This is a genomic window from Aeromonas media (assembly GCF_000819985.1).
Lineage (GTDB): Bacteria > Pseudomonadota > Gammaproteobacteria > Enterobacterales > Aeromonadaceae > Aeromonas > Aeromonas media.
Genome location: NZ_CDBZ01000027.1, coordinates 1 through 15,717, shown reverse-complemented (window position 1 = coordinate 15,717; position 15,717 = coordinate 1). Strand labels below are relative to the sequence as shown.

Annotated in this window: 15 protein-coding genes and 1 pseudogene; 8 read left to right on the top strand and 8 right to left on the bottom strand. The window is 64.3% G+C overall.

Annotated features, from left to right (window positions below; all coding sequences use genetic code 11):
- Positions 1 to 22 precede the first annotated feature (22 nt).
- The 3 genes and pseudogenes from BN1127_RS02310 (at position 23) to BN1127_RS02300 (ending at position 3,718) form a co-directional block, all read left to right on the top strand.
- The gene (locus BN1127_RS02310; RefSeq protein ID WP_005324627.1) at positions 23 to 1,396 is read left to right on the top strand and encodes an aminotransferase-like domain-containing protein; all 1,374 of its coding nucleotides are present in this window, start codon (positions 23 to 25) and stop codon (positions 1,394 to 1,396) included.
- Between the two features lie 29 nt (positions 1,397 to 1,425).
- On the top strand, positions 1,426 to 1,890 hold the full coding sequence (locus tag BN1127_RS02305) for a hypothetical protein (RefSeq protein WP_041206735.1): 465 nt from the start codon (positions 1,426 to 1,428) through the stop codon (positions 1,888 to 1,890).
- Positions 1,891 to 2,092: 202 nt separating this feature from the next.
- Positions 2,093 to 3,718: pseudogene (locus tag BN1127_RS02300) on the top strand (response regulator).
- A 34-nt stretch (positions 3,719 to 3,752) separates the two neighbouring features.
- On the opposite strand, the gene BN1127_RS02295 reads toward BN1127_RS02300, so the two are convergent.
- From BN1127_RS02295 to BN1127_RS02285, 3 genes are all read right to left on the bottom strand, one after another.
- A complete protein-coding gene (locus BN1127_RS02295) occupies positions 3,753 to 5,066 on the bottom strand; it encodes a sodium-dependent transporter (RefSeq protein ID WP_005324621.1) in 1,314 nt (437 codons plus the stop codon).
- Between the two features lie 420 nt (positions 5,067 to 5,486).
- Complete coding sequence (locus BN1127_RS02290; RefSeq protein WP_005324619.1) at positions 5,487 to 6,800, bottom strand: sodium-dependent transporter; 1,314 nt, start codon at positions 6,798 to 6,800, stop codon at positions 5,487 to 5,489.
- Positions 6,801 to 7,012: 212 nt separating this feature from the next.
- Positions 7,013 to 7,852, bottom strand: coding sequence for an isopenicillin N synthase family dioxygenase (locus BN1127_RS02285; protein WP_005324617.1), 840 nt, complete (start codon positions 7,850 to 7,852; stop codon positions 7,013 to 7,015).
- Positions 7,853 to 8,050: 198 nt separating this feature from the next.
- Between BN1127_RS02285 and BN1127_RS02280 the strand changes: the two genes are divergently transcribed.
- Positions 8,051 to 8,614: a DUF2799 domain-containing protein gene (locus tag BN1127_RS02280; protein WP_005324615.1), complete on the top strand. Its 564-nt coding sequence runs from the start codon at positions 8,051 to 8,053 to the stop codon at positions 8,612 to 8,614.
- Between the two features lie 37 nt (positions 8,615 to 8,651).
- Here the strand turns inward: BN1127_RS02280 and BN1127_RS02275 are convergent, their stop codons facing one another.
- Complete coding sequence (locus tag BN1127_RS02275; RefSeq protein ID WP_025325822.1) at positions 8,652 to 9,473, bottom strand: Cof-type HAD-IIB family hydrolase; 822 nt, start codon at positions 9,471 to 9,473, stop codon at positions 8,652 to 8,654.
- A 243-nt stretch (positions 9,474 to 9,716) separates the two neighbouring features.
- Positions 9,717 to 10,955: an MFS transporter gene (locus BN1127_RS02270; RefSeq protein WP_005324600.1), complete on the bottom strand. Its 1,239-nt coding sequence runs from the start codon at positions 10,953 to 10,955 to the stop codon at positions 9,717 to 9,719.
- A gap of 174 nt (positions 10,956 to 11,129) precedes the next feature.
- Between BN1127_RS02270 and BN1127_RS02265 the strand changes: the two genes are divergently transcribed.
- Both BN1127_RS02265 and BN1127_RS02260 read left to right on the top strand, forming a co-directional pair.
- Complete coding sequence (locus BN1127_RS02265) at positions 11,130 to 11,753, top strand: helix-turn-helix transcriptional regulator (protein WP_005324598.1); 624 nt, start codon at positions 11,130 to 11,132, stop codon at positions 11,751 to 11,753.
- A 310-nt stretch (positions 11,754 to 12,063) separates the two neighbouring features.
- Positions 12,064 to 12,540, top strand: a complete 477-nt coding sequence (locus BN1127_RS02260; protein ID WP_025325819.1) for an Lrp/AsnC family transcriptional regulator — start codon at positions 12,064 to 12,066, stop codon at positions 12,538 to 12,540.
- Positions 12,541 to 12,634: 94 nt separating this feature from the next.
- Here BN1127_RS02260 and BN1127_RS02255 read toward each other — a convergent pair whose 3' ends face one another.
- From BN1127_RS02255 to BN1127_RS02245, 3 genes are all read right to left on the bottom strand, one after another.
- Positions 12,635 to 12,952: a single stranded DNA-binding domain-containing protein gene (locus BN1127_RS02255; protein WP_005324594.1), complete on the bottom strand. Its 318-nt coding sequence runs from the start codon at positions 12,950 to 12,952 to the stop codon at positions 12,635 to 12,637.
- 145 nt (positions 12,953 to 13,097) lie between these two features.
- The gene (locus BN1127_RS22610) at positions 13,098 to 13,328 is read right to left on the bottom strand and encodes a hypothetical protein (protein ID WP_041206736.1); all 231 of its coding nucleotides are present in this window, start codon (positions 13,326 to 13,328) and stop codon (positions 13,098 to 13,100) included.
- Positions 13,329 to 13,357: 29 nt separating this feature from the next.
- Positions 13,358 to 13,783, bottom strand: a complete 426-nt coding sequence (locus BN1127_RS02245; RefSeq protein ID WP_041206737.1) for a MarR family winged helix-turn-helix transcriptional regulator — start codon at positions 13,781 to 13,783, stop codon at positions 13,358 to 13,360.
- Between the two features lie 201 nt (positions 13,784 to 13,984).
- Here BN1127_RS02245 and BN1127_RS02240 point away from each other — a divergent pair, with 201 nt between their 5' ends.
- Both BN1127_RS02240 and BN1127_RS02235 read left to right on the top strand, forming a co-directional pair.
- Entirely contained in the window at positions 13,985 to 14,989 is a 1,005-nt protein-coding gene (locus BN1127_RS02240; RefSeq protein WP_005324588.1) for an NADP-dependent oxidoreductase, read from the top strand.
- Positions 14,990 to 15,184: 195 nt separating this feature from the next.
- Entirely contained in the window at positions 15,185 to 15,625 is a 441-nt protein-coding gene (locus BN1127_RS02235; protein WP_005324587.1) for a nucleotide triphosphate diphosphatase NUDT15, read from the top strand.
- Positions 15,626 to 15,717: the final 92 nt, after the last annotated feature.

Sequence of the window (15,717 nt, the reverse complement as noted above, 5' to 3'; positions counted from 1 at the left end):
GATCAATGGATTTATTGTCACCATGACAATCTGGACGCCCGACCTCACCCCCTTCGAGGGGCCCCTCTACCTGAAACTGGCCAAGGCCATCGAACAGGCCATTGCCGATGGCGCCCTGCCCCCCCAGACCCGGCTGCCCACCCACAGGGCCCTTGCAGACCGGCTGGGGGTGACTGTGGGCACCATCACCCGCGCCTACACCGAGGCCGAGCGACGGGGCCTGCTGGCAGCCAGGGTGGGTCATGGCACCTGGGTCAGAGGAGCGGCGGACCCGGCCAACGAATGGGTGATCCGCAACGAGGACAATCAGCGCATCGAGCTGTGGCAGAACCTGCCGGTGCAGCTGGACAGGGCCGCCATCATCAAACCCATGCTGACCGAACTGGCGGACGGGGATCTCAACGGCCTGCTGGGCTATGACAAGGAGGCCGGGCGTGCCCCGCAGCGCCAGCTGTTCGTCGACTGGCTAGCCGAGCAGGGCATCCAGGGAAGTGAGGAGAGGCTGTTGTTCAGTCATGGCGCCCAGCACGGCATCATGCTGGCCCTGCTGGCCACCGGCTGCGTGGGGGAGACCCTCTTTTGCGAAGGGCTCAGCTACCCCGGCATGCTGGGCAATGCGCGCCAGTTGAAGAATCAGGTGATGGGGCTGGCGATGGACGAGGAGGGACTGATCCCAGCAGCCCTGGAGGCCGCCTGCCGCCAGCGGCGGGCCAAGCTGCTTTACCTGACCCCTACCCTGCAAAATCCCACCACGGCTACCATGAGCCTGGCGCGGCGGGAGGAGATAGTTGCCATCGCCCGCCGCCATGATCTGCTGATCGTCGAGGACGACGTCAACGGCCTGCTGCCCGAGGAGATGCTACCGCCCCTGGTCAACCTGGCGCCGGAGCGGGTCATCTACCTCGGCAGCCTGGCCAAGATCGCCTGCGGCGGCTTGAGGGTCGGCTTCGTGCTGGTTCCCCCCGCCCTTCGCAACGGCTTTGCCCAGGCCATGCGGCTGTCGAGCTGGATGGTGAGTCCCCTGCTCATCGAACTGGCCTGCAAGCTGGTGAGCCAGCACCAGATCATGCCGCTCATCGAGCAGCAGAGACGGGTCCTGGCGCGCCGGGGAGAGCTGCTGCGCCATCTGCTGCCGGGGGCTCGCTGGCAGCCGGGTGCCATGCACGCCTGGCTGCCGCTGCCCGAACCCTGGCGCAGCCAGGAGTTCGCCGAGGCGGCCAACGCCCTTGACGTCGGGGTCGCGAGTGGAGAACACTTCGCCGCCGGCCAGTTTGCCGCCCCGCAAGGGGTACGCCTGAGCCTGAGCCAGCCCGCCACCGACGCCCGCGTCGCCGAGGGGCTGGAGCGCCTCGCCGGGCTGCTGCGGGGCACGCCGCCCACCAACCCCCTGCTATAGTCTGTGGCCCTGATCCCGAAGGAGTGACCATGCTGCCCGTCCGCCCCGCCCTGCTGCTCATGACCCTGTTGCTGGGGGGCTGCGCCTCGCCCAGCCATCAGCAGTTGGGCGCGGCGCTGAGCGGGCTGGAGGGGGAGTTGCAGCGGCTGGAGGAGGAACTCGCCGCCATGAACGGGCTCCACTATCAGAGGGCCATCGACGCCCCCCTGACCCTGCGCCGCTACCTGAGTGCTCCCTCCCCCACGGCGGAGGGCCTGGTGCCCGCCCAGAGCCAGCTGCAGGACGGCCCCCTGCTGCGCTATGACTACCGCCTGCCGGCGTCCATGACCCGGCTGCCCACGGACAACCCCTGCCTGCGCTACGAGTTCGAGCTGCGCCACCTCGGTCGTCTCGGCCAACTCGAGCTCGCCTGGCAGGGGCACGGGCAGCAGGGCAATCGGCTCATCCGTCAACGCGACTGTCCCTTCTCGGCCAAGGGACCCGGTTTGCAGTAGGGTCCCGCCCTCATCCCGGCCTGCGGCAAGGGCCTGACCGGATGAAGGCCCCCCGCCCTATGGCGGCTTATCTTCCACGCGCCCTGTCACTGACCCAAGTGGGGTATTGACCCCGTCGCCTCTCTCAGACGACAGTGGGGGCATCTTTGAATCCGGTTTTCACACACCTGGCCATATCCCAGTCAGCGAAGGAGCGTCAAGAATGCAGATCCTCCTGATCGAAGACGATGCCATGATCAGCTCGGCCCTCTCCCAGGGGCTCGGCGAGCTGGGGGTGAACGCATCCCAACTGCGCCATTGCAAGGAGCTCGCGACCCTGCCCGCCCTCCTCGGCCAGCACGCCTTTGATGCCATCATCTGCCGCCAGTATCAGCATCAGGCCCATGACGGGATCCGTCTGCTCCATGAGGCGCACTATCTGGGCCTGCTCGCGCCGGGTTGCGTGCTGTGGTTGCTGGGCGAGGAGGATGACGCCGGTCAATTCCCCCCTTCCGACCTCTATTTCCCGTTGCGCCTGCCCGTCCCCTTCACCACGGAGCAACTGACCAACGGTCTGCGTGAATTGCTGATGCTGATCGAGCTGACGCGGCCTCTGGCCACGCCCATGGCCCTCAGGGAGTGGCGCAACGCCTGTGCCCGATGCGAGGATCTGCTCTATCAGCACTCGCGGCACAAGGGGCTGGGGCCGCAGATAGACAGGGTCAAGGGATACATGCTGTTGCAGGAGCAGGATCACTTCCAGGCCACCCAGCACTACGCCATGTGCACCACGGAACACGACGCCTGGTGGCCGCGCAAGGGGTTGATCCTCGCCCTGCTCGGATTGAACAGGCTGGAGAGTGCCCGCAAGGATCTGGCTCGCAATCAGGCACGACTTCCTGCCGCCATTTATCAGGAGCTATCCCTCGCCTGCCTGCTACACGAGGCACAATGGGAACCGGCCTGGGCCACGCTCGCGCAGTTGCTGCGCAAGTACCCCTGGCAACCAGAGTGGCGCCAGGTTGGTATTCTGCTGGCACTGCTGCTCAAAGAGGAGGGGAAGGCGCTGGAGCAGGCCAGAAGCCTCACTCTGCGTTTCTTTTCCGAGCACAGATTCCGGATATCCATCGAGCATGTCATCCTGAGCGCCAGTCTGGCGGTGCTCTGGCACAACCCGACAGCGGCCAGGATAGCCACGCTGCGCCAGGAGTGTGACAGCCTCGGCCAGGCGACGACCCTGCGTGACCACGAGGCCGCACTGCTGCAAGCCCTGATGCTGGGCCTGGATTATCGCTTCGATGAGGCCCTGGTGCTGCTGGCCAGACATCCGCCAGAGGCGGCGCGGGACCATCACCTCAACCAGTTGCTCGGCTTTGCCGTCAGCCAGTTCTGCGGCCTGCCCCAGCACGCCCGGCGTTATCTGGCACAGCTCAGCCAGCACCAGGCCAGGGTGGCGCCCTCCCCACTGCTCCAGCGGCTGTTCAGGCTGGTGATCACCGAACTCGGGCAGCAGTTGGAGCACCGCGAACAGCGCCTGGCCTCTCTGCGCCAGGGGCGGCAAGAGGCCATCTCTGCCGGGCAGCATCAGGTGGCCATCCAATATGGCTTGACCCTGCTGGAGGAGTTTCCCGCTCTGCCGGGGGATGCCTGGCAACTGCTGACGCTGTTGCAACTGTGCTAGCCGAGCGGCATGCCGGCTCCCGGGGTCGCCCAGCTGGTTGACCGGCTTGAGCGGCGCCTCAACCACAGCGCCGCGTTCCTGGGGCAGCATGCCGAGGCCTATCAGGAGACGCTGCGGCAGATCCGATCTCACCTGGCCCCCAAACTTCCTCCTCTCACACCTCACTAAGGTCGGGAGCCCAAGCGCCTGCACGGGGCAACGGCTAGAGCAGACCCCGCACCAGAATACCGGCGATCAAGAGCGGCGCCACCAGTCGCCAGCACCAGAGCAGGCACAGACGCAGGGCCGGCGACAACCCGGCAGGCAGTATGGTATCCCCCAGCCGCCAGCCCAGCAGCAGGGTCAACACCAGACCGAACAGCGGCATCATCAGGTTGGAGGTGAGGTAGTCCAGCAAGTCGAAGATGGTCTTGCCAAACAGGGTGTAGTCGGCCCAGGGACCGAACGACAGGCTCACCGGAATGCCGGAGGCCATGATCAGCAGGGTCAGCACCCGGCAAGCGCCACGGCGCGACCAGCCCCACTCCTCGCAGGTGAAGCGCACCAGGTGCTCCAGCATGGAGATGGAGGAGGAGAGCGCCGCCACCAGCAGCAGCAGGAAGAAGACCACCCCCAGCCCCTGACCGAACGGCAGATGGCTGAACACGGCGGGCATGGTCATGAAGGTGAGACCCGGGCCGGCTGTGGGGTCTATGCCGGTGGAGGCCAGCGCCGGGAAGATCATCAGCCCCGCCAGCACAGAGATAAGGCTCGCCAGGGTCACTACCCAGACTCCGGAGCGCAGCACCCCTTCGCTATTGGGCAGATAGGCGCCATAGGTAGTGTGTACCCCGAGGCCAATGGAGAGGGAGAAGAAGGCCAGCCCCAGGGCATCCAGCACGCTCTGGCCGGTCAGCATGGAGAAGTCAGGCAGCAGCAGCTGGCGCACCCCGGCCATGGCCCCCGGCATGGAGAGACCCACCCCCACCAGCAGCAGCATCATGATGAAGAGCGCCGGCATCATCCAGCGCAGCGCCCGCTCCACTCCCTTCTGAATGCCCCCCTGCACGAACCACCAGGTGAGCCCGGCGAAGACCAGATGAGTCAGCACAGGCCACCAGGGATGGCTGACGTAGCCGTTGAACAGGGCGGTCAGCGCCGAGCCCTCGCTCAGGTTGAGCTTGCCCGCCACAGCCAGTGCCGCATAGCCCACGGTCCAGCCCCCCACCACGCTGTAGAAGCTGTAGATGAAGAAGCCGCAGAGGATCCCCATGTAGCCCATCCAGCGCCAGTTCGGCCCCACCAGCCGATGAAAGGCGCCGAGCACCCCGCGCTGGCTGCGGCTGCCGAGCAGGGTCTCACCCACCAGCACCGCGACCCCCAGGGTGAAGCTGAACAGCAGAAACACCAGCAGGAAGGCGCCGCCGCCATTGGTGGCGGTCACATAGGGAAACTTCCAGATGGCGCCAAGGCCAATGGCCGTGCCGGCCGCCGCCAGCACATGACCGAGACGGGAAGACCACTGAACCTGGCTCATACAACCTCCGGGGAAGACAACATCGAATCGATACTCCATGGGTAAGTGCAACCTGGGTCGCAACAAAAAGGCCGCCCGGGGGCGACCTTTGCAATGAACATTCAGACTGAGTGCGCGTGCAAGGTCACCTCTCTTGCGAGCTGAAAAATCGGCCGAACCGGGCGATGAGGGGTGACATGCTATGGGTAACCTGGGCGCAAAAAAGGAGCCACAGCCTAAACCACGGCAAGAGAAGTTGACAGCCAATAGTCCATTTTCACCCGCAAAACAGAATATTTACCAACCTATATGCCAAGTGGTGAATCAAAGTTTCGATAAACCTCTATTTCATGGATTTTTCGAGACAGTCAATCCTGCCGGCGAGGATGCCCTCTGAGCTCGGGTAACGGGCGGGCCCGGGGCCCACCCATGCGGCAGGGGTTACAGCAGACCCCGCACCAGGATGCCACCGATGAGCAGGGGCGCCAGCCAGCGCCAGCAGCCCATCAGCAGGGCGCGCCAGTGCGGTGCCAGCCCCTGGGGCAAGGCCCGCAGGCCCAGCTGCCAGCCCAGCAGCAGGGTGAGCGCCAGCCCGAACAGCGGCATCATCAGGTTGGAAGTAATGAAGTCCAGCAGTTCGAAGATGTTCTTGCCAAACAGTGTCACCTGCGCCCAGGGGCCGAACGACAGGCTGACCGGAACGCCCCCCGCCATCACCAGGGCGGTGATGAGACTGCAGGCAGCACGGCGCGACCAGCCCAGGCTCTCGCAGACGAAGCACTGCAGGTGCTCCAGCAGGGAGATGGAAGACGAGAGCGCCGCCACCACCAGCAGGGCGAAGAAGACCACAGCCAACCCCTGGCCGAAGGGCAGTTGCTGGAATACGGCCGGCATTGTCATGAAGGTGAGGCCGGGCCCTGAGGCGGGATCTATGCCGGTCGCCGCCAGCACGGGGAAGATCATCAAGCCCGCCAGCACGGCGATCAGGCTCGCCAGCAGCACCACCCAGAGACTGGAGCGGCCCACCCCTTCGCTGGAGGGCAGGTAGGCGCCATAGGTGGTGTGGATGCCAAGGCCGATGGAGAGGGAGAAGAAGGCCAACCCCATGGCGTCGAGCACCCCTGACATGCCGAGCTTGCTGAAGTCCGGCATCAGGAAGTGGCGCACCCCGGCCATGGCATTGGGCAGGGTGAGACCGAAGGCCACCAGCAGCAGGATCATGATGAAGAGGGCCGGCATCATCCAGCGCAGGGTGCGCTCCACCCCCTGCTGCACCCCGCCCTGCACGAACCACCAGGTGAGGGCGGCGAACAGCAGGTGGGTCAGCACGGGCCAGAGCGGATCCCCCACATAGTCGTTGAAGCGGGCGGTCAACGCAGCGCCATCCCCATGCTGCAGGCTACCCGCCAGCGCCATGCCGGTGTAGCCCAGGGTCCAGCCCCCCACCACGCTGTAGAAGCTGAAGATGAGCAGGCTGCACAAGAGCCCCATGGTGCCGACCCAGCGCCAGCGCTTGCCCATCAACTCATCGAAGGCCCCCACCACCCCGCGCCGGGTCAGGCTGCCGAGCAGAGTCTCCCCCATCAGCACCGCCACCCCCAGGGTGAAGCTGAACAGCAGGAACACCAGCAAAAAGGCGCCGCCACCGTTGGCGGCAGTCACATAGGGGAACTTCCAGATGGCGCCGAGACCGACCGCCGAACCTGCGGCGGCCAGGATATAACCGAGCCGGGATGACCATTGGGACTGCTTCATGGGAACTCCAATCGAGGGGCCCGCCAGCGGGGCCCGGAATGGCGCTCAGAGTACGCCCGGGGGCGCGCAATCACTCGGCGAATATCCGTCTTAAAACTGCCTTATTGGCACAAGTTGCCAATAAAATTCGGATAACCAACCAATCGTGCCACAAAATAAAAACCGGAGCGTTTTTGCTCCGGTTCTTGCTGTCATGAGTGTGCGTTTTGGGACTAGATGACCCCCAGCTCCCGCAGCCGCTCCATCAGGTAGCTGTGGGCTGTGTGGCGTTCGGACAGCACTACGTCCGGGCGCGGGTGCAGGAACAGCGGCAAGGAGATGCGGGATTTGCTGACGCTGCCGCCGGTCGGGTTGATGACGCGGTGGGTGGTGGAGGGGTAATAGCCATGGGAGGCCTCCTGCAGCATGTCACCTATGTTGATGATGAGGGTGCCAAAGTCGCAGGGCACGTCCATCCACTCCCCGTCAGAGCCCTTCACCTGCAGGCCCGGCTCGCTCGCGGCGGGCAAAATGGTCAGCAGGTTGATGTCTTCATGGGCCGCGGCGCGGATGGCCCCCGGCGCTTCGGTGCCGTCGAACGGCGGATAGTGCAGCACCCGCAGCAGGGTCTTCTGGCTCTCTTCGATCATGGAGGAGAGCGGGCAGCTGTAGTGGGCGGCAATGTCCGCCGGGGTGTATTGCTCCACCCAGGAGAGCAGCTCGGCGGCCAGATCGTTGGCGAGGCGGTAGTACTCCATCGCCTGCGCCCTCAGCTCTTCCGGCATCTGGCCCCAGGGGTAGAGGTGGAAGTACTCCTTGATGTCCTTCTGGGTGTTGCCCTTGGCCACCTCGGACACCGAGGGCGGGAAATAGCCGTCCTGGGTCTCGCGGTTGAACAGGAAATCCTGCTTCTGCTCGCTCATGAAGAAGCGATACCAGTTGTCATAGATGGACTGCACCAGCTCCTTCGGGATGGGGTGGTGGGTCAGCACCCCGAAGCCGGTGGTGCGCAGGGATTCGGTGAAGCGCTCGGCCGCGTCGGGGGAGCGATAATCGACGGTCAGGACTTTCATTGTTTTTGTTACGTGCCAGTTAAAAGTAGGCGCAGTTTACCCTGCCTCCCCCGGCAAGAAAAGGTCGCCGGACGCCCGTTCACAACGGCTTGAAAATAGTGATAAAAACATCATGATACGGCGCCCTCGCCCGGTGCTTGTCCCGGGCGGGCTTCCTCTTCTAGAATGCCCCACCATCCTTGCTGTCGGAGCCCCTTCATGTCCCCCAAGATCCTGCTGTTGACCCTCCCCCTGCTGCTCGCCGGGTGCAGCTCCCTGTCGGAGGAGGAGTGCCGCTCCATGAGCTGGTACAACCAGGGTTATCAGGACGGGGAGCAGGGCAAGACCCGGACGGCCACCCGTGACTACAAGCAGACCTGCGGGGAGTACGGCCTCAGGGTGGACGAAGATGAGTGGCAGCGCGGCTACGCCAAGGGGCTCGAGCTCTATTGCATCCCGGAGCTCGCCTACAGCAAGGGGCGGGAGGGGAACGAATACCTGGGGGTCTGCCCCAACGACACCAGCTTCCTCACCCAGTTCGAGCGCGGCCGCAAGGAGTTCCTGCTGGAGCAGCGCCTCGGCGAGCTGCAACAGGAGCTGGAGCGCACCGAGCGGACCATCTATCAGCTGGATCAGCAGATCCGGGGCGAGAGCGACAGCAAACAGCGGGACTACTACCGGGCCCAGCGCGAGCGTGCCATTCGCCACTACGAGGGGGTGCGCCGTGACTACAACCGGATCCGCTTCCCGGATCGGGTAATCCAGTTCTCCTTCGGGAGCTGACAAACAAGGGGCCGCACTGGCCCCTTTCTGTTGCCGCTCAGGAGGGCAGGACCCAGCGCTGCAGCGCCAGCGCTATGCCGTCTTCGTTGTGATCCGCGGTGACCCTGTCCGCATGGGCCTGGATCTGGGGCGCCGCGTTGCCCATGGCCACCGCCAGCCCCACCTGCTCGAACATGCTGATGTCGTTGTTGTTGTCCCCAAAGGCCACCACTTTCTCCATCGCTATCCCCTCGCTCGCCGCCCACTGGGCCAGCCGGTTGCCCTTGCTGCACCCGGGCTGCACCAGCTCCACCGCATAGGGCGCCGCCCAGTCCTGGGTGAAGGGCAGTTTCTGCACCACCTCCCCCACGAAGCGGTGCAGCAGGCCGGGATCCTGATTGAACAGCTCCAGCTTCCAGATGGGCTTTTGCAGCCAGCTGTCGATATCCTCGGCGGGCAGCAGGGAGACCTTGAGGTGATCCGGCTGGTTCGCCGACCAGCGCCGCATCCGGCCCACATGCTCCTCGCAGCCGAGATAGCCTATGCCCCCGTCCAGGTGGAACAGGGCGCCCATCTGCTGCGCCTGCACCTCGGCCAGCAGTGCGGTGAGCGGCGCCACCGCCAGGGGATCCCCGGCCAGGATCCTGCCTTGCGCCGGATCATAGAGGTAGGCGCCGTTGCTGCAGATGAGGGGGGTGTCGAGGGCCAGCTCGTGATGGAAGGGACGGGCCGTCATGAAGTGGCGGCCCGTCACCAGCAGCACCTTGATGCCGTGGGCGCGGGCCTGGGCCAGAGCGGCCCGGGTCGCGGACGAGATCTTGTGATCCCGGGTCAGCAGGGTACCGTCCATATCCAAAGCAATGGCCTGAAAACGACTCATATCACCTCCAAGAATGTCGAAACGAATGCGGCACCGTACAATCCCGCGTCCAGCGCAATGGCTTGATAATGACTCATATCACCTCCAAAGACTGAGCATCGCGGGGCGCATGATGAAGGCCTGTGCTGGCCAGGTTCGCCGGGCGACGGGGTAAAAGGGGACAAAGAGCCATACCGTCCCAAACTCGGCGCCGGGATGCAAGCCCCGCCTGCCACCTCGGCGCCAATCTGTGATCCAGCCGCCTCAGCCCGGCTCGGCGCAGGCGGCCACAGCACTTCGTCTGTCCGCCCGTCTGCGCAACCCGTAGAAACCGAGGGCGCAGATCACGCCGCAAAGCGCCGCCAGATAGAAGGGCCACTCGGTGCCCGCCAGCAGCGCCAGGCTGCCCAGCACCACCGCCAGGATCTCGCTGCCCACCGCCAGGCCGCGGTAGATCCCCATCGCCTGCCCCTGTTGCTGGGCATGGCTGCGGTTGGAGATGGCCACCGAGGTGGCGAGCTCCCCCAGGCTCATGCCGATGCCGGCCGGGATAAAGGTGAGCGCCAGCCCCCACCACTGGGTCGGCAGAATGAACATCAGCATGCCCGCCGCCATCACCAGATGCCCGACTATGCCAAGGGAGCTGCCGCGCCAGTGGCGGGCAAGCTGCTCCCCCAGCCAGGAACCCAGCATCATGGGCACGCTCACCAGCACGGCAGCCTGCGCCAGTTGCACCGGATCCCAGGCCAGCCGCTCCACCAACCAGACGTTGAAGTAGGTAAAGTAGAGCTGCACGGCCCCGTAGCTGAGGAGGGTCAGCACGAAGTAGGGCAGCAGGCGAGGTTGCAGCAGCAGTTGGCGGGTCGAGAGGGGGGCCAGCTCCTGCTCGGCGGGTACCGGCGGCCGGTTGGGCAGCAGCCAGAGCACCAGCAGCAGGTTGCCCACCGTCATGGCCACCGCCAGCCAGGCCGCCAGGCTGTAATCCCCAGACACCACGGCGGCATAGCCCCCTATCATGGGGCCCAGCACCCAGCCCAGGTTCATGCCGATGTTGATGCGGGCGAAGTTGCGCGCCTTGGTCCTGGTGGTGCTCATGTCCGCCGCCATCGCCTGCACTATGGCGATGTCGCCGTTGAAGAAGCCCTCCACCACCCGGCTCAGCAGCAAGAGCGGCAGGGAGCGCCAGGCGATCCCCAGGGCCATCAGCACATAACCCGCCAGCACCCCGACCAGGCAGAGGGTCAGCACCGGCTTGCGACCATGACGATCCGACAGCTTGCCCAGCCAGGGGGCCCCCAGCAGTTGAAACAGCGGATAGAGCCCCATGATGACCCCGAGCCACAGCTTGCGGCTCCAGTCAGACGCTTGTGGCGTCAGCATGCCCTGGGCCGGATCCAGCATCAGCGGCGCCAGCACCGGCGAGGGCAGACTGAAGCCCGCCACCGCCAGGGTCACCGTCATCACCAATACCCAGAGGGTCGCCTGTCCCTTGATCCCTTCCATTTCCGCCTCATTAAATAAAGTTATTTGTTTATTTATACTGCGAAGGGAACGGCATTAAGTAAAGTGAATTATTGATTTAAATGAGGCCGCTGCCCATAATGACCACACGCATACCAGAATCGGTGCGAGCCGCTGCCGCTCAATATGCCGCACCTGTCGACAACGAGATCCCCCATGAACGCCAGTACCGACAAGATCCTCTACCTGCTTAAGACTCACGGCCCCCAGAGTGCCGCCGCGCTGGGGGAGCAGCTGCAGATGACCTCCATGGGCGCCCGTCAGCATCTGACGGCGCTGGAGGCTGACGGCTGGGTGGGCTTTAGCGACGAGGCGCGGGGCCGCGGTCGCCCGGTACGGCTCTGGCACCTGACCGAGCAGGCCTGGCAGCGCTTCCCCGATAGCCACAGCGAGCTGACGCTGCAGCTTATCGACAACATCCAACAGCTGTTTGGCGAGGTGGGCATGGAGCGGCTGATCGCCCAGCGGGAGCAGCAACAGCTGGCCCGTTATCAGGCCGAGCTGACCCAGCCGGCGCTAGCCGACAGGCTGGCTGCACTGACGGCGCAGCGTACGCGAGAGGGCTATATGGCGGATTTTCGCCAGGAGGAGGATGGCAGCTGGCTGCTGTGGGAGAGCCACTGCCCCATCTGCGCCGCGGCGCGGGCCTGTCGGGGATTTTGCAGGAGTGAGTTGGCGCTGTTTCGCCAGTTGCTGGCACCGGCCGGGGTGGAGCGGGAACAATACCTGCTGGAGGGGGACAGACGCTGCCTCTATCGCATCCGGCCGCCGCAGGCCTGAGGATGCCGGCGCGCAAAAACAACAAAGCAGGCGCCGGGATGCCTGCTTTGTTGCCTTCGGGGAGGGGATGCTCTCGTTCCAGCCCGTCGTTTCCCGATAAGGTCGGACGGCTGATGGGGTTGTTGACCCGGTAAGGTCCTTCACCACAGAGGCCTGATTGGGCATCTGTCTTGCCACCGGAAGATGAAACCATGGTACCCCTACCGGTGCGGTGAGTGGTTGTGAAGTAGTAGGTATTTTCAGTTGTTTTTGCAATAGTTCACCCTTAATCTAGGAAAAGTGAATTAATAATTGCAACGAGGAACGGAGAATGCTGAAACTTGATCGCATAGACAGGCATATTCTGGAGTTGATGCAGGAGAATGGCCGCATTAGCAACCTGGAGCTGGCCGAGCTGGTCGGGCTCTCCCCCTCTCCCTGCTCGCGCCGGGTCAAGGCGCTGGAGGATGCCGGTCTCATCGATACCCACGTCACCCTGCTCAACGCCCGTCAGCTGGGGCTCACCCTCACCGCCTACATTCACATCTCCATGGACAGGCACACCCCTGAGCGGTTCGAAAACTTCGATCGGGCCATCCAGGATCTGCCCGAGGTGCTGGAATGCGACCTCATCACCGGCAACGACGCCGACTACCAGCTCAAGGTGGTGGTGCGGGACATGGAGCACTACCAGCACTTCCTGCTGGACAAGCTGACCCACATCTCCGGCGTGACCGGGGTGCGCTCCAGCTTCGTGCTGCGCCGCATCAAGCACAAGACGGCGCTGCCCCTCAACCACCTGGGCTAGCAACCCGGCACCTGGGCTGAGGGCCAGAAGCACAAAAAGCAAAAGGAGGCACTGGCCTCCTCTTTGTATCTTGTGTCACCGGGAACTGGCCGGGTCAGACGCCGACCTGGCTGACATCCTGCACCTGCAACAGCCAACCGGCCTGCTCCTGCTGGGGTTCACCACTCAGTCGCAACCGCTCGCCTTCTGACACCCACTGCCCCTCGGGCAGGGAGACCAGCAGACTCTCACTGCCGTTGTCGAACACCCAGCGATCTTCGCCGAGCGACTCAATCAGATAACCTTCCATCTCCACTCTGGACTCGGCTTGCCAGGACGGCGCAACGGAATCACGGCTCTCGATGAAATCCCCCTGAACACCAAAACTGGCCAGCCCCCACAGAATGGAGAGCCCGACGATGGATGACTGCATCTCTCTCTCCTCTCATGAAACTGTGAGGCCAGTATGGAAAGGGAACCATGAGCACACCATGAACAAGGCCGCAAAGTGCAGGCGAGATCGCGAAAAAAAACCGGCCAATGGGCCGGTTGTGTCATTTTATGGTGCCTGGATCACACTATTTGGCGGCTTCCTCTGCCATTCGAACCGCCCTTGGCTTATTCGTCCACATGGCCACGCCGCGGTGATCCGCGCAGATCCCCTCCTCGTTGATGGCCCTGACCCGCACGCCATCCTTGCAGACGGCCTGCCAGGCATCCGCATCATCGATCCGCAACTCGGACGGGGAATGGGTGCTGCCGGCGCAGCCACCGAGCAGCAGAACACACAAGGGTAACCAGGGTTTCATCGGATGACTCCAGGCAAGGGGAAGAGGATTCAGCGCCCGAGCTGCGCCGCCACGCGATCGCAGAGTCGCTTGAGCTCGGCCAACTCAGCATCGGCCAGATCCACCTGATTGCGCAAGTTGTCTGCCAGACAGCACTCTTTGACTCCCTGCTGCAGCTGGCGCCCCGCTTCGGTCAGGCGGATACATTTTTGCCGCTCGTCTTCGTGTGAGACGGTGCGGGTCAGCCAGCCCTTGCTCTCCAGCCGCTTGACGATGGGGGTCAGGGTGCCCGCGTCCAGGCCGGTCTCCTGGCCGATCTCCTTGAGGCTAACCTCGTCCCGCGCCCAGAGCGACAGCATCACCAGGTACTGGGTGTAGGTCAGATCCAGCTTGTCCAGGAGCGGCCGATAGGCGCGCATCACTGCATTGGAGGCGCTGTAGAGGGCAAAACAGACCTGCTTTTTCAATTCACTCATGGGGCACCTCGCTGACGACTGGGGCCAGTATACCCCAGGACAACTGGCGTCTGAATAATTTGCACACAAAACAGTTGTCACCCCCTCTTTTCGGGATTAACCTGATTTTAGTTTGTACACAAATAGAAATACCCCGTGCCGTCGCTCCCAACCCCTCAGACTGGCGCGGTATCAACGGCCCCTACCCCGTGGAGAACAACCATGACCCCGATCAGCCATCAAATTCAACTGCTCCGTCGCCCGACCGGCCTGCCCGCCCAGAGCGACTTCACCCTGAAGGAGGTGCCCCTGCCCGCCCTGCAGGAGGGCGAGGTGCTGGTGACCAACCAGTGGCTGTCGGTGGACCCTTACATGCGCGGTCGCATGAGCGAGGCCAAGAGCTATGTGCCCCCCTTCCCCCTGAACGGCCCTCTCGACGGCGGCGCCATCGGCACTGTGCAGGTCTCCCGTCACCCCGACTTCAAGGTGGGTGACCCTGTGAGCAGCATGCTGGGCTGGCGGGATGCCTTCGTCGCCAGGGGGGAGCAGCTGACCCGTTTGCCCGCCACAGCGCTGCCCTCCCAGCTCTTCCTCGGCGCCCTCGGCATGCCGGGCATGACTGCCTGGGCGGGCTTGCACAAGGTCGCCCGTCTGCAGGCCGGTGAGACTCTGCTGGTCTCGGCTGCCTCCGGCGCGGTCGGCACCATGGCGGTGCAACTCGCCAAGCGGGCTGGCGCCCGGGTGATCGGATCCACCGGCTCCGCCGACAAGGTCGCCTACCTCAAGACGCTCGGCGCCGATGCGGTGATCAACTATCGGGAGACGCCGGATCTCGACGCCGAGCTGACCCGGCTCGCGCCAGAAGGCATCCAGGTCTATTTCGAGAACGTGGGGGGCGCCATGCTGGACGCGGCCCTCAACAACATGGCGCTGCACGGGCGTATCGTCCTGTGCGGCCTCATCGAGCAGTACAACAGCAATGGTCAGGGGAGCGGCCCGCGCAACCTCGCCCAGATGATCCGCAAGCGCCTCCTGATGCAGGGGCTGCTGGTCTCCGATCACTGGCAGCATTACGGGGAGTTCCTGGCCGAGGCCATCCCCGCCTTCGAGGCAGGCCTCCTGCAGGCAGAGGAGACCATCAGCGAGGGACTGGCCAGCATGCCTCAGGCCTTTATCGGGCTGTTCGAGGGACGCAACACCGGCAAGATGCTGGTCAGGCTGGGCTGACCATCGGCCACCAGTCGAGAGATCCAGCCCTTTATCGACGGCTGCAAGCCGAGGCGCACTGCGCCGGCAAGATGCTGGTCAGGTTGACGTGAGCTCGAATTGATAGCCAATTGGCGACTTGCGAAACGGGCCCATCCGTCCTAAGGTGGGCCCGTTTTTTATGGTGCCATCCAGTTTTGGCAAGGAGCTCTTCGTATGTCCACTCCCTATCCTCGCGTCGGGGTCGGTGTCATCCTCGTCAACCACCAGGGCCAGGTGCTGCTCGGCAAGCGCAAGGGCAGCCACGCCCCCTACTGGTCCATCGCCGGTGGCCATCTGGAGCTTGGCGAGAGCTTCGAGTCGGCGGCGATCCGGGAGGTGGCCGAGGAGACAGGTTTTCTCATCACCAACCCCAGCGTCATCGCCGTCACCAACAACCTGGAGACCTGGCGCGAGAGCGGGCTGCACTACATCTCCGTCACCCTGCTGGCCGAGGTGGAAGGGGAGCCGCAACTGCTGGAGCCTGAGAAGTGCGAGGGCTGGGTCTGGTGCGATCCCCGCGCGCTGCCCGAGCCCCACTTCGATGCCAGCCGCCAGTCCATTTCCTGCTGGCTGGCCGGACGCTGCTATCTGCCGCAACCAGGCCAGCCGTTCTAATCCCCATCCCCTGCCGGCTGGCCTGGTTGCGGCAGATAGCAGCGTCCGGCCAGCCGGCAGGGGATGGGGATAAGAACGGCTGGCCTGGTTGC

What these genes read in the sequence shown, in the direction of transcription:
- BN1127_RS02310 (WP_005324627.1), top strand. Translation starts at nt 23, where the DNA reads ATGACAATCTGGACGCCCGACCTCACCCCCTTCGAGGGGCCCCTCTAC.
- BN1127_RS02305 (WP_041206735.1), top strand. Translation starts at nt 1,426, where the DNA reads ATGCTGCCCGTCCGCCCCGCCCTGCTGCTCATGACCCTGTTGCTGGGG.
- BN1127_RS02295 (WP_005324621.1), bottom strand. Translation starts at nt 5,066, where the DNA reads ATGAGCCAGGTTCAGTGGTCTTCCCGTCTCGGTCATGTGCTGGCGGCG.
- BN1127_RS02290 (WP_005324619.1), bottom strand. Translation starts at nt 6,800, where the DNA reads ATGAAGCAGTCCCAATGGTCATCCCGGCTCGGTTATATCCTGGCCGCC.
- BN1127_RS02285 (WP_005324617.1), bottom strand. Translation starts at nt 7,852, where the DNA reads ATGAAAGTCCTGACCGTCGATTATCGCTCCCCCGACGCGGCCGAGCGC.
- BN1127_RS02280 (WP_005324615.1), top strand. Translation starts at nt 8,051, where the DNA reads ATGTCCCCCAAGATCCTGCTGTTGACCCTCCCCCTGCTGCTCGCCGGG.
- BN1127_RS02275 (WP_025325822.1), bottom strand. Translation starts at nt 9,473, where the DNA reads ATGAGTCGTTTTCAGGCCATTGCTTTGGATATGGACGGTACCCTGCTG.
- BN1127_RS02270 (WP_005324600.1), bottom strand. Translation starts at nt 10,955, where the DNA reads ATGGAAGGGATCAAGGGACAGGCGACCCTCTGGGTATTGGTGATGACG.
- BN1127_RS02265 (WP_005324598.1), top strand. Translation starts at nt 11,130, where the DNA reads ATGAACGCCAGTACCGACAAGATCCTCTACCTGCTTAAGACTCACGGC.
- BN1127_RS02260 (WP_025325819.1), top strand. Translation starts at nt 12,064, where the DNA reads ATGCTGAAACTTGATCGCATAGACAGGCATATTCTGGAGTTGATGCAG.
- BN1127_RS02255 (WP_005324594.1), bottom strand. Translation starts at nt 12,952, where the DNA reads ATGCAGTCATCCATCGTCGGGCTCTCCATTCTGTGGGGGCTGGCCAGT.
- BN1127_RS22610 (WP_041206736.1), bottom strand. Translation starts at nt 13,328, where the DNA reads ATGAAACCCTGGTTACCCTTGTGTGTTCTGCTGCTCGGTGGCTGCGCC.
- BN1127_RS02245 (WP_041206737.1), bottom strand. Translation starts at nt 13,783, where the DNA reads ATGAGTGAATTGAAAAAGCAGGTCTGTTTTGCCCTCTACAGCGCCTCC.
- BN1127_RS02240 (WP_005324588.1), top strand. Translation starts at nt 13,985, where the DNA reads ATGACCCCGATCAGCCATCAAATTCAACTGCTCCGTCGCCCGACCGGC.
- BN1127_RS02235 (WP_005324587.1), top strand. Translation starts at nt 15,185, where the DNA reads ATGTCCACTCCCTATCCTCGCGTCGGGGTCGGTGTCATCCTCGTCAAC.